This window comes from Enterobacter sp. JS8-1 (genome assembly GCF_049187015.1).
Classification (GTDB): domain Bacteria; phylum Pseudomonadota; class Gammaproteobacteria; order Enterobacterales; family Enterobacteriaceae; genus Enterobacter; species Enterobacter mori.
The window spans coordinates 3,584,633-3,597,861 of the sequence record NZ_CP185805.1; the positions used below are offsets into that span (position 1 = coordinate 3,584,633).

A 13,229-nucleotide genomic window follows, 5' to 3' on the forward strand; every position below is an offset into this window, starting at 1 on the left:
GCACTGGGGTATCATTGTCCGCTTATGTTGTTTGCATGCTACAGACAACCCTTCAATGAACAGAGAAGAAACGCACTGTGATGTTGTCAAAATTCAAGCGTAATAAACATCAACAACACCTTGCTCAACTACCGAAGATTTCTCAGTCAGTTGATGATGTAGAGTTCTTTTACGCTCCCGCTCATTTTCGGGAGACGATCCTGGAAAAGATCGCCAGCGCTACGCGACGTATTTGTATTGTGGCGCTGTATCTTGAACAAGATGAAGGCGGGCGCGCGATCCTGAACGCGCTCTATGAAGCTAAGCGTCAACGTCCGGAGCTGGATGTTCGCGTTCTGGTCGACTGGCACCGTGCACAGCGCGGCCGCATTGGTGCGGCGGCATCTAACACGAATGCTGACTGGTATTGCCGTACGGCGCAGGAGAACCCTGGCGTCGATGTGCCGGTTTATGGCGTACCGGTCAATACCCGTGAAGCACTCGGCGTTCTGCATTTCAAAGGCTTCATTATTGATGATAGCGTCCTCTACAGTGGCGCGAGTCTGAATGACGTTTATCTCCATCAGCTCGATAAATATCGCTATGACCGCTACCATCTGATTCGCAATGCGCAGATGGCGGATATCATGTTTAACTGGGTTGACAGACACCTGGTCCATGGCCGTGGCGTGAACCGTCTCGACGATCCCCATCGACCTAAAAGCCCCGAAATCAAAAACGATGTTCGCACTTTCCGTCAGGAGCTGCGCGATGCGGTGTATCATTTTCAGGGCGATGCCAATAACGAAGAGCTTTCCGTTACGCCACTCGTTGGTTTAGGCAAATCGAGCCTGCTGAACAAGACCATTTTCCATTTAATGCCGTGTGCGGAACAGAAACTGACCATCTGCACGCCGTACTTTAACCTTCCCGCGGTGCTGGTTCGCAATATTATCCAGCTGCTGCGTGATGGTAAAAAAGTGGAAATCATTGTCGGGGATAAAACGGCAAACGACTTCTTCATTCCGGAAGATCAGCCGTTCAAGATTATCGGCGCGTTACCTTATCTCTATGAGATCAACCTGCGTCGATTCCTGAGCCGTTTGCAGTACTATGTGAATACCGACCAACTGGTTGTGCGTCTCTGGAAAGAGGAAGACAACAGCTATCACCTTAAAGGTATGTGGGTCGACGATGAGTGGATGCTGCTAACAGGCAATAACCTGAATCCACGCGCCTGGCGCCTGGATCTGGAAAATGCCATTTTGATCCACGATCCGCAGCATGAATTAGCCGCGAAACGCGAGCGCGAGCTGGAATTGATTCGTACTCATACTACTGTCGTTCGCCATTACCGCGATCTGCAAAGCATTGCCGATTATCCTGTGAAGGTCCGTAAACTTATTCGTCGTTTACGTCGGATCCGGATAGACCGCCTTATCAGCCGTATTCTGTAATGTTCAGGCCCTGTCATTAGCAGGGCTTTTTTATGGAGTTCGTTAATGCGCATCCCCCTCTTATTCGCCCTCTTGTGCCTGACAGGATGTAGCCACATGGCTAACGATAGCTGGTCGGGTCAGGATAAAGCCCAACACTTTATCGCTTCTGCCATGTTGTCCGCTGCCGGTAATGAGTATGCGCAACATCAGGGATACAGCAGGGATCGGAGTGCGGCAATCGGCCTGATGTTCTCAGTAAGCCTTGGAGCATCAAAAGAGCTTTGGGACAGCCGCCCCGCAGGGAGCGGCTGGAGCTGGAAAGATTTTGCCTGGGATGTCGCCGGCGCAACGACCGGCTATGCCGTATGGCAGATGGCGCATTATTAAAGCCGAATACCTTTACCCTTGCGGTGCAGCATCAGGGACACGATGAAAGCCAGAGCCCCCATCACCGTGACATACCAGAAAAACGTTGTTTCACTGCCCCATGATTTTAGCGACAGGGCAACGTATTCCGCAGACCCGCCAAAAATCGCATTCGCCACTGCATACGAAAGCCCAACCCCCAGCGCACGAACCTGAGCCGGGAACATTTCCGCCTTGAGTATGCCGCTGATCGAGGTATAGAAACTAACGATCACCATTGCCACCATCACCAGCGCAAATGCCGCATACGGTGAGGAAACATGCTGAAGCGCAGTCAAAATGGGAACGGTACATAATGCAGATAATCCGCCAAAAATGAGCATCGACGTACGTCGACCCATCTTATCCGAGAGCGCTCCGATGAGCGGTTGTATGAGCATAAAAACAAATAAAGCCACCGTCATGACAACGCTGGCGACATTCGCATGCATACCTGTAGTGTTCACCAGATACTTCTGCATATAAGTGGTGAAAGTGTAAAAACTGAGAGAGCCGCCCGCAGTAAAGCCCAGTACCATCAGGAAAGCCTTGCGGTTGCGCCATAACCCTTTGAATGTTCCTGCCTCCTTCAGCGTTCTGACTTCCTTCTGAGAGGTCTCATCTAACTGACGACGCAGCCAAAGTGCGACGATAGCCAGTACAGCGCCCATGGCGAAAGGAATCCGCCATCCCCAGGTGTGAAGCTGTTCATCCGTCAAAATCTGCTGCAGGATCACCACGACAAGGATGGCCAACAGTTGACCACCAATTAGCGTGACGTACTGGAATGAGGCGTAAAAACCTTTACGGCCTTCCAGTGCAATCTCACTCATGTAAGTCGCGCTGGTACCGTATTCGCCCCCGACTGATAGCCCCTGGAATAAGCGAGCCAGCAAAAGTAGCGCCGGTGCCCATGTACCAATCGTTTCATACCCTGGCAAACAGGCGATCACCAGCGAGCCAAAGCACATCATACAAACCGAGATCAGCATGGATGCCTTACGACCACGACGATCCGCAATGCGACCGAACAGCCAGCCACCGATTGGCCGCATTAAGAATCCTGCAGCGAATACCCCTGCCGTTTGTAGCAACTGCGTTGTGGTGTTTCCCGAAGGAAAGAAGATATGTGCGAAATAGAGTGAACAGAATGAGTAGACGTAAAAGTCGAACCATTCAACAAGATTCCCTGAAGAGGCACTGACGATTGCCCATACCCTTCTGCGGGTATCACTGTTAGCCAGCGTCCCGTTTGATGCAATGCTTTCTGTCATTGTGATTATGCTCCAGCCATAAACAGCGGCGTGTTGAGTCCAGAAAGACTCGATCGCCTCGTAAATGAAATGTTATAATTTTGTTATAACAGACATTGCGATGAAGATCACACATTCCATTAGCAGGATAAGCGATTAGGAGAAAGGCTAATTAAGAGAAAATCCAAAAGCAAAAAACCCCGCACCTTACGGTACGGGGTTCTTCTAATTGATGCCTGGCAGTTCCCTACTCTCACATGGGGAGACCCCACACTACCATCGGCGCTACGGCGTTTCACTTCTGAGTTCGGCATGGGGTCAGGTGGGACCACCGCGCTAAAGCCGCCAGGCAAATTCTGTTAATCTGTATCAAAGCTGAAAATATCGTGTCTCTTCGCCAAAACACCTTCGGCGTTGTAAGGTTAAGCCTCACGGTTCATTAGTATCGGTTAGCTCAACGCATCGCTGCGCTTACACACCCGACCTATCAACGTCGTAGTCTTCAACGTTCCTTCAGGACCCTTAAAGGGTCAGGGAGAACTCATCTCGGGGCAAGTTTCGTGCTTAGATGCTTTCAGCACTTATCTCTTCCGCATTTAGCTACCGGGCAATGCCATTGGCATGACAACCCGAACACCAGTGATGCGTCCACTCCGGTCCTCTCGTACTAGGAGCAGCCCCCCTCAATTCTCCAGCGCCCACGGCAGATAGGGACCGAACTGTCTCACGACGTTCTAAACCCAGCTCGCGTACCACTTTAAATGGCGAACAGCCATACCCTTGGGACCTACTTCAGCCCCAGGATGTGATGAGCCGACATCGAGGTGCCAAACACCGCCGTCGATATGAACTCTTGGGCGGTATCAGCCTGTTATCCCCGGAGTACCTTTTATCCGTTGAGCGATGGCCCTTCCATTCAGAACCACCGGATCACTATGACCTGCTTTCGCACCTGCTCGAGCCGTCACTCTCGCAGTCAAGCTAGCTTATGCCATTGCACTAACCTCCTGATGTCCGACCAGGATTAGCTAACCTTCGTGCTCCTCCGTTACTCTTTGGGAGGAGACCGCCCCAGTCAAACTACCCACCAGACACTGTCCGCAACCCGGGTAACGGGTCTACGTTAGAACACCAGCCATTAAAGGGTGGTATTTCAAGGTCGGCTCCACGCAGACTGGCGTCCACGCTTCAAAGCCTCCCACCTATCCTACACATCAAGGACCAGTGTTCAGTGTCAAGCTATAGTAAAGGTTCACGGGGTCTTTCCGTCTTGCCGCGGGTACACTGCATCTTCACAGCGAGTTCAATTTCACTGAGTCTCGGGTGGAGACAGCCTGGCCATCATTACGCCATTCGTGCAGGTCGGAACTTACCCGACAAGGAATTTCGCTACCTTAGGACCGTTATAGTTACGGCCGCCGTTTACCGGGGCTTCGATCAAGAGCTTCGCGTTGCCGCTAACCCCATCAATTAACCTTCCGGCACCGGGCAGGCGTCACACCGTATACGTCCACTTTCGTGTTTGCACAGTGCTGTGTTTTTAATAAACAGTTGCAGCCAGCTGGTATCTTCGACTGATTTCAGCTCCACCCGCAGGGGCTTCACCTACATATCAGCGTGCCTTCTCCCGAAGTTACGGCACCATTTTGCCTAGTTCCTTCACCCGAGTTCTCTCAAGCGCCTTGGTATTCTCTACCTGACCACCTGTGTCGGTTTGGGGTACGATTTGATGTTACCTGATGCTTAGAGGCTTTTCCTGGAAGCAGGGCATTTGTTACTTCAGCACCGTAGTGCCTCGTCATCACACCTCAGCGTTAAAAAGAGTCCGGATTTACCTAAACTCTCCGCCTACATGCTTAAACCGGGACAACCGTCGCCCGGCTAACATAGCCTTCTCCGTCCCCCCTTCGCAGTAACACCAAGTACAGGAATATTAACCTGTTTCCCATCGACTACGCCTTTCGGCCTCGCCTTAGGGGTCGACTCACCCTGCCCCGATTAACGTTGGACAGGAACCCTTGGTCTTCCGGCGTGCGGGCTTTTCACCCGCATTATCGTTACTTATGTCAGCATTCGCACTTCTGATACCTCCAGCAACCCTCACAGGCCACCTTCAACGGCTTACAGAACGCTCCCCTACCCAACAACGCATACGCGTCGCTGCCGCAGCTTCGGTGCATGGTTTAGCCCCGTTACATCTTCCGCGCAGGCCGACTCGACCAGTGAGCTATTACGCTTTCTTTAAATGATGGCTGCTTCTAAGCCAACATCCTGGCTGTCTGTGCCTTCCCACATCGTTTCCCACTTAACCATGACTTTGGGACCTTAGCTGGCGGTCTGGGTTGTTTCCCTCTTCACGACGGACGTTAGCACCCGCCGTGTGTCTCCCGTGATAACATTCTTCGGTATTCGTAGTTTGCATCGGGTTGGTAAGCCGGGATGGCCCCCTAGCCGAAACAGTGCTCTACCCCCGAAGATGAATTCACGAGGCGCTACCTAAATAGCTTTCGGGGAGAACCAGCTATCTCCCGGTTTGATTGGCCTTTCACCCCCAGCCACAAGTCATCCGCTAATTTTTCAACATTAGTCGGTTCGGTCCTCCAGTTAGTGTTACCCAACCTTCAACCTGCCCATGGCTAGATCACCGGGTTTCGGGTCTATACCCTGCAACTTAACGCCCAGTTAAGACTCGGTTTCCCTTCGGCTCCCCTATACGGTTAACCTTGCTACAGAATATAAGTCGCTGACCCATTATACAAAAGGTACGCAGTCACCCCATAAAAGAGGCTCCCACTGCTTGTACGTACACGGTTTCAGGTTCTTTTTCACTCCCCTCGCCGGGGTTCTTTTCGCCTTTCCCTCACGGTACTGGTTCACTATCGGTCAGTCAGGAGTATTTAGCCTTGGAGGATGGTCCCCCCATATTCAGACAGGATACCACGTGTCCCGCCCTACTCTTCGAGTTCACAGCAAGTGTGCTTTCGTGTACGGGACTATCACCCTGTACCGTGCGACTTTCCAGACGCTTCCACTAACACACAAGCTGATTCAGACTCTGGGCTGCTCCCCGTTCGCTCGCCGCTACTGGGGGAATCTCGGTTGATTTCTTTTCCTCGGGGTACTTAGATGTTTCAGTTCCCCCGGTTCGCCTCGTTAACCTATGTATTCAGTTAACGATAGTGTGTCGGAACACACTGGGTTTCCCCATTCGGACATCGCCGGGTCAAAGGTTCATATCACCTCGCCGGCGCTTTTCGCAGATTAGCACGTCCTTCATCGCCTCTGACTGCCAGGGCATCCACCGTGTACGCTTAGTCGCTTAACCTCACAACCCGAAGATGTTTCTTTCGATTCATCATCGACTTGCGAAAATTTGAGAGACTCGAACACACATAACATGTGTGTCGTTTCAATTTTCAGCTTGATCCAGATTTTTAAAGAGCAAATATCTCAAACGTCACCCGAAGATGAGTTTTGAGATATTAAGGCAGGTGACTTTCACTCACGAACCAGCAAGTGGCGTCCCCTAGGGGATTCGAACCCCTGTTACCGCCGTGAAAGGGCGGTGTCCTGGGCCTCTAGACGAAGGGGACACTGAAGTCTCAATCGCAAGACGCCTTGCTATTTACTTTTCATCAGACAATCTGTGTGGACACTACAAAGGCAGGTTCTTTAAGGTAAGGAGGTGATCCAACCGCAGGTTCCCCTACGGTTACCTTGTTACGACTTCACCCCAGTCATGAATCACAAAGTGGTAAGCGCCCTCCCGAAGGTTAAGCTACCTACTTCTTTTGCAACCCACTCCCATGGTGTGACGGGCGGTGTGTACAAGGCCCGGGAACGTATTCACCGTAGCATTCTGATCTACGATTACTAGCGATTCCGACTTCATGGAGTCGAGTTGCAGACTCCAATCCGGACTACGACGCACTTTATGAGGTCCGCTTGCTCTCGCGAGGTCGCTTCTCTTTGTATGCGCCATTGTAGCACGTGTGTAGCCCTACTCGTAAGGGCCATGATGACTTGACGTCATCCCCACCTTCCTCCAGTTTATCACTGGCAGTCTCCTTTGAGTTCCCGGCCGGACCGCTGGCAACAAAGGATAAGGGTTGCGCTCGTTGCGGGACTTAACCCAACATTTCACAACACGAGCTGACGACAGCCATGCAGCACCTGTCTCAGAGTTCCCGAAGGCACCAATCCATCTCTGGAAAGTTCTCTGGATGTCAAGAGTAGGTAAGGTTCTTCGCGTTGCATCGAATTAAACCACATGCTCCACCGCTTGTGCGGGCCCCCGTCAATTCATTTGAGTTTTAACCTTGCGGCCGTACTCCCCAGGCGGTCGACTTAACGCGTTAGCTCCGGAAGCCACGCCTCAAGGGCACAACCTCCAAGTCGACATCGTTTACGGCGTGGACTACCAGGGTATCTAATCCTGTTTGCTCCCCACGCTTTCGCACCTGAGCGTCAGTCTTTGTCCAGGGGGCCGCCTTCGCCACCGGTATTCCTCCAGATCTCTACGCATTTCACCGCTACACCTGGAATTCTACCCCCCTCTACAAGACTCTAGCCTGCCAGTTTCGAATGCAGTTCCCAGGTTGAGCCCGGGGATTTCACATCCGACTTGACAGACCGCCTGCGTGCGCTTTACGCCCAGTAATTCCGATTAACGCTTGCACCCTCCGTATTACCGCGGCTGCTGGCACGGAGTTAGCCGGTGCTTCTTCTGCGGGTAACGTCAATTGCTGAGGTTATTAACCTCAACACCTTCCTCCCCGCTGAAAGTACTTTACAACCCGAAGGCCTTCTTCATACACGCGGCATGGCTGCATCAGGCTTGCGCCCATTGTGCAATATTCCCCACTGCTGCCTCCCGTAGGAGTCTGGACCGTGTCTCAGTTCCAGTGTGGCTGGTCATCCTCTCAGACCAGCTAGGGATCGTCGCCTAGGTGAGCCGTTACCCCACCTACTAGCTAATCCCATCTGGGCACATCTGATGGCAAGAGGCCCGAAGGTCCCCCTCTTTGGTCTTGCGACATTATGCGGTATTAGCTACCGTTTCCAGTAGTTATCCCCCTCCATCAGGCAGTTTCCCAGACATTACTCACCCGTCCGCCGCTCGTCACCCGGGAGCAAGCTCCCTGTGTTACCGCTCGACTTGCATGTGTTAGGCCTGCCGCCAGCGTTCAATCTGAGCCATGATCAAACTCTTCAATTTAAGTTTGATGCTCGTGAATTAAACTTCGTAATGAATTACGTATGTTCACTCAGAGACTTGGTATTCATTTATTGTCCGAAGACATTAAGAATCCATGTCACTTTGAGTGCCCACACAGATTGTCTGATAAATTGTTAAAGAGCAGTGCCGCTTCGCTTTTCGCAGCGGCGCGGGGTGTGCATATTACGCTTTCCCGCTTCAGAGTCAAGCGTTTATTTTCGCTTTTCTCTGCTGACCCGGCGGCGTGTGTGCCGTTGTTCCGTGTCAGTGGAGGCGCATTATAGGGAGTAATTCCGAAGCTGCAAGGATAAAGTGAAAATTATTTACTGACTGCTCACTTTCCAGGCAAAGCACCTCCAGAACCTCAATTTTCGCCTGGTTTTTAAACAAAAACGAGCCGCAAGCGGCTCGTTTTTGCGTTTTGTGATTTACTGCACTGCCACAATGCGATCGTCGTTGGCTTCGAGACGGATAACTTTGCCAGGAATCAGCTCCCCGGAAAGGATCTGCTGCGCCAGCGGGTTTTCGATCTGCTGCTGGATAGCTCGTTTCAATGGACGAGCCCCGTACACCGGGTCGTAACCATTCTCGCTCAGCAGCTTCAGCGCCTCGTCCGAGATGTGGATTTCATATCCACGCTCTTCCAGACGTTTATACAGACGCTGCAGCTGGATCTGCGCAATCGACGCGATGTGTTTCTCACCCAGAGGATGGAAGACCACGACTTCATCAATACGGTTGATGAACTCCGGACGGAAGCTATGGCTGACCACACCGAGTACCAGATCCTTCATATGGCCGTAATCCAGCTCACCGAAGCGTTCCTGAATCAAATCGGAACCCAGGTTCGACGTCATAATCACTACCGTATTACGGAAATCGACCGTTCTCCCCTGCCCGTCGGTCAGTCGACCATCATCCAGCACCTGCAGCAGAATGTTGAACACATCTGGGTGTGCTTTTTCCACTTCATCCAGCAGGATGACGGAGTAAGGGCGGCGACGGACCGCTTCTGTCAGATAGCCCCCTTCTTCATAGCCGACATATCCCGGAGGCGCACCGACCAGACGCGAGACGGAGTGTTTCTCCATAAACTCGGACATGTCGATACGCACCATCGCGTCGTCGCTGTCGAACATAAAGTTAGCCAGCGCTTTACACAGCTCGGTTTTACCGACACCGGTTGGCCCCAGGAACAGGAACGAACCGATTGGACGATTAGGATCGGAAAGCCCTGCACGGCTACGACGAATAGCGTTGGAAACAGCCTCAACCGCCTCGTTTTGCCCAATCACGCGATTGTGGAGATCCTGCTCCATGCGCAGCAGTTTCTCACGCTCGCCTTCCAGCATGCGTGCCACTGGAATACCGGTCCAGCGCGCCAGCACTTCAGCAATTTCTGCATCCGTCACTTTATTACGTAACAAGCGCATCGTTTTGCCTTCGGACTGCGTCGCAATCTCAAGCTGTTTCTCCAGCTCAGGGATTTTGCCGTACTGTAGTTCAGACATACGCGCCAGGTCACCGACGCGACGCGCCTGCTCAATGGCAATTTTTGCCTGTTCCAGCTCTGCTTTGATCGTCTGGGTGCCAGAAAGGGACGCTTTCTCCGCTTTCCACTCTTCTTCTAACTCAGAGTACTGACGTTCTTTATCGTCCAGCTCTTCGTTCAGCATATCCAGGCGTTTCTTACTGGCTTCATCAGACTCTTTCTTCAACGCCTGCTGTTCCAGCTTGAGCTGAATAATACGGCGGTCAAGACGGTCCAGCTCTTCCGGTTTCGAGTCAATCTGCATACGAATGCTCGATGCCGCTTCGTCGATCAGGTCAATCGCTTTGTCCGGCAACTGACGGTCAGCAATATAACGATGCGAAAGCGTCGCTGCGGCCACGATTGCCGGGTCCGTAATCTGCACATGGTGGTGCAGCTCATAGCGCTCTTTCAGGCCACGCAGGATCGCGATGGTATCTTCAACGCTTGGCTCAGCAACAAACACTTTCTGGAAACGACGTTCAAGAGCAGCATCTTTCTCAATGTACTGACGGTACTCATCCAGAGTAGTTGCACCAACGCAGTGAAGTTCACCACGCGCCAGCGCAGGTTTCAGCATGTTCCCGGCATCCATTGCGCCGTCGGCTTTACCTGCACCGACCATGGTGTGCAACTCGTCGATAAACAGAATGACGTTGCCTTCCTGTTTCGCCAGGTCGTTAAGCACGCCTTTAAGACGCTCTTCAAACTCGCCACGGTATTTCGCACCGGCCACCAGCGCGCCCATATCCAGCGCCAGCACGCGGCGGCCTTTCAGGCCCTCCGGCACTTCGCCGTTGACAATACGCTGCGCCAGCCCTTCAACAATGGCGGTTTTACCAACACCAGGTTCACCAATCAGCACCGGGTTGTTCTTGGTACGACGTTGCAGTACCTGGATAGTACGGCGAATTTCTTCGTCACGGCCGATCACCGGGTCAAGTTTGCCCTGTTCAGCACGCTCGGTCAGATCGACCGTAAATTTCTTCAAAGCCTGACGTTGGTCTTCGGCTCCCTGATCGTTCACGCTTTCACCTCCGCGCATTTTCTCAATCGCCTGAGTCACATTGGCGGTGGTTGCACCAGCAGATTTCAGCAGGTCGGTTAAGGTACCGCGTGATTCAAGCGCCGCCAGAACAAAAAGCTCTGACGATATAAAGTTGTCACCACGTTTTTGCGCCAGCTTGTCGCAAAGGTTCAGCACGCGCACCAGATCCTGAGACGGTTGAACGTCACCACCGGTACCTTCTACCTGCGGTAAACGGCTCAGCGCCTGATCGATAGCGGTGCGTAACTGGCCAGCATTAATGCCAGCGGACGTTAATAAAGGACGTACCGATCCCCCTTCCTGATTCAGCAAGGCGCTCATTAAATGAAGAGGTTCGATAAATTGGTTGTCGTGCCCCAGTGCGAGAGACTGGGCATCGGCGAGAGCAAGCTGGAATTTATTAGTAAGACGATCCAGACGCATAACTCCTCCCATTACAGGTCAAATTTGCTACTGGAGATTAAATGAGGTCATCCCTCAATTATTCAAGGTTAATGACCTGAATTATGTGAAAAGAAAACGGCACGTACCGGATCGTCTTGATTCTTTAGGTTATATCAGCCAAATGAAACTTGCCATACGACCCGTCGTCTTGTCGCGGCGATAAGAGAAAAAATCACCCTTTTCGGTGAAGGTACAGCGATCGCCGCCGAAGATCTGCGTTACGCCCACGTTATTCAGGCGCTGACGAGCGAGCGTGTAGATATCGGCCAGATATTTACCTCCTGAAGGCAGGAAGGCTTCCACTGCTTGCGGATCTTTTTCCATAAAGGCTTCGCGGACCTCTGGTCCCACTTCAAATGCGCGAGGACCAATGGCCGGGCCGAGCCAGGCGATGATATTGTCTGGCTCATCGTTAAAGCAGGCGACAGTCTCTTCCAGCACACCTTCACACAGACCACGCCAGCCCGCATGAGCTGCCGCGACTTCAGTGCCCGCACGGTTACAGAACAGAACCGGCAGGCAGTCAGCGGTCATCACGGCGCACACCGTTCCTGGCGTGTTGCTGTAGGAGGCATCGGCACGTTTAGACGCATAGGGTTCCCCCGATAGCGTCAACACATCCTTGCCGTGAACCTGCTCAAGCCAGACAGGTTTAGACGGTAACTTGCCCGCAGCAAACAGACGTTTACGGTTTTCTTCAACGTGTTCCAGGTTGTCACCACAGTGCGCGCCGAGGTTCAACGACTCCCACGCACCCTGGCTCACACCGCCGATTCGGGTCGAACTGCAGGCAGCCACGCCTTCGGGCAGCGGCCACTCTGGAACAATCAGTTTGGTCATAACCAGTCCACGTGATCCTTATGTTCTTCAAAGTCAGCGCGCATGGCGTCGATAAGTTCCACCATATCCTGTGGGATCGGCGCATGCCATTCCATCTGAATCCCCGTAATCGGGTGGTAAAGACGCAGCATGGTTGCGTGCAGTGCCTGACGGTCAAACTTACGCAGTACAGAAATGAACTCATCAGACGCGCCTTTTGGCGGACGTGGACGACCACCGTAGACCTGATCCCCCACCAGCGGATGGGTAATGTGCGCCATATGCACGCGGATCTGGTGAGTACGGCCGGTTTCCAGACGCAGACGCAGGCGCGTATGTATGCGGAAATGTTCCATGATGCGGTAGTGCGTCACCGCTGGTTTACCCATCGGGTGCACCGACATATGGGTACGTTTGGTAGGGTGGCGACTGATAGGCTCTTCAACCGTGCCGCCAGAGGTCATATGACCAATGGCTACTGCTTCATACTCACGGGTGATTTCGCGCAGCTGCAGGGATTCCACCAGACGGGTCTGGGCAGGAACGGTCTTTGCCACTACCATCAGACCCGTGGTGTCTTTATCCAGACGGTGCACAATACCGGCGCGCGGTACATCAACGATTGGCGGATAATAATGGAGAAGTGCGTTAAGTACCGTACCGTCAGGATTCCCCGCGCCCGGATGAACAACCAGGTCGCGCGGCTTGTTGATCACCAGAATGTCATCATCTTCATAGACGATGTCCAGTGGGATATCCTGCGGCTCGAAGCGGATTTCCTCTTCGATTTCAGCATTGATGGCGACAGCTTCCCCACCTAACACTTTCTCTTTTGGTTTGTCCCAGATCTTGCCGTTTACCATCACGCGCTGGTCAAGGATCCATTCTTTTATGCGTGAACGCGAATAATCAGGGAACAATTCGGCCAAAGCCTGATCTAAGCGTTGACCGAGCTGATTTTCGGAGACTGTTGCGGTGAGTTCTACTCGTTGTGCCATAAACTGCTTCTTCGTTTAACGTTGGGTTTTACGGCTTTGCCGTTTAATATAGTGTGCTATTGTAGCTGGTCTTAATCGGGAGCAGGAACAGAGTT

At 52.5% G+C, this 13,229-nt stretch carries 7 protein-coding genes, 1 tRNA gene and 3 rRNA genes; 3 read left to right on the forward strand and 8 right to left on the reverse strand.

The features are described 5' to 3' along the window. Positions 1–55: 55 nt before the first annotated feature. From ACOQH0_RS16960 to ACOQH0_RS16970, 3 genes are read left to right on the forward strand one after another with little or no spacing between them, the layout of a single operon-like run. The gene (locus tag ACOQH0_RS16960) at positions 56–103 is read left to right on the forward strand and encodes a hypothetical protein (protein ID WP_214594211.1); all 48 of its coding nucleotides are present in this window, start codon (positions 56–58) and stop codon (positions 101–103) included. Continuing rightward, on the forward strand, positions 84–1,436 hold the full coding sequence (gene pssA / locus ACOQH0_RS16965; RefSeq protein WP_237702340.1) for a CDP-diacylglycerol--serine O-phosphatidyltransferase: 1,353 nt from the start codon (positions 84–86) through the stop codon (positions 1,434–1,436). Before ACOQH0_RS16960 ends, pssA begins: the two co-directional genes overlap by 20 nt. A gap of 45 nt (positions 1,437–1,481) precedes the next feature. Beyond that, positions 1,482–1,805: a YfiM family lipoprotein gene (locus ACOQH0_RS16970; RefSeq protein WP_010434103.1), complete on the forward strand. Its 324-nt coding sequence runs from the start codon at positions 1,482–1,484 to the stop codon at positions 1,803–1,805. Here ACOQH0_RS16970 and ACOQH0_RS16975 read toward each other — a convergent pair. The 8 genes from ACOQH0_RS16975 to rluD form a co-directional block, all read right to left on the reverse strand. Next, positions 1,802–3,097, reverse strand: a complete 1,296-nt coding sequence (locus ACOQH0_RS16975; protein ID WP_029485167.1) for an MFS transporter — start codon at positions 3,095–3,097, stop codon at positions 1,802–1,804. The two genes, ACOQH0_RS16970 and ACOQH0_RS16975, sit on opposite strands and share 4 nt — an antisense overlap. A gap of 213 nt (positions 3,098–3,310) precedes the next feature. Next, a 5S ribosomal RNA gene (gene rrf / locus ACOQH0_RS16980) occupies positions 3,311–3,426 on the reverse strand. Positions 3,427–3,494: 68 nt separating this feature from the next. After that, positions 3,495–6,401, reverse strand: a 23S ribosomal RNA gene (locus ACOQH0_RS16985). 192 nt (positions 6,402–6,593) lie between these two features. Beyond that, positions 6,594–6,669 (reverse strand) — tRNA-Glu (locus tag ACOQH0_RS16990). Positions 6,670–6,754: 85 nt separating this feature from the next. After that, a 16S ribosomal RNA gene (locus tag ACOQH0_RS16995) occupies positions 6,755–8,294 on the reverse strand. The 16S, 23S and 5S rRNA genes sit together here with 1 tRNA gene alongside, the layout of an rRNA operon. 428 nt (positions 8,295–8,722) lie before the next feature. Further along, positions 8,723–11,296 (reverse strand): ATP-dependent chaperone ClpB, encoded by a 2,574-nt coding sequence (gene clpB, locus ACOQH0_RS17000; protein ID WP_089600687.1) that lies wholly within the window; start codon positions 11,294–11,296, stop codon positions 8,723–8,725. 129 nt (positions 11,297–11,425) lie between these two features. Beyond that, positions 11,426–12,157 (reverse strand): purine nucleoside phosphorylase YfiH, encoded by a 732-nt coding sequence (gene yfiH, locus ACOQH0_RS17005; protein WP_120159267.1) that lies wholly within the window; start codon positions 12,155–12,157, stop codon positions 11,426–11,428. Next, on the reverse strand, positions 12,154–13,134 hold the full coding sequence (gene rluD, locus ACOQH0_RS17010; RefSeq protein WP_010434127.1) for a 23S rRNA pseudouridine(1911/1915/1917) synthase RluD: 981 nt from the start codon (positions 13,132–13,134) through the stop codon (positions 12,154–12,156). The genes yfiH and rluD overlap by 4 nt, the downstream gene beginning before the upstream one ends. Between the last annotated feature and the right edge of the window lie 95 nt (positions 13,135–13,229).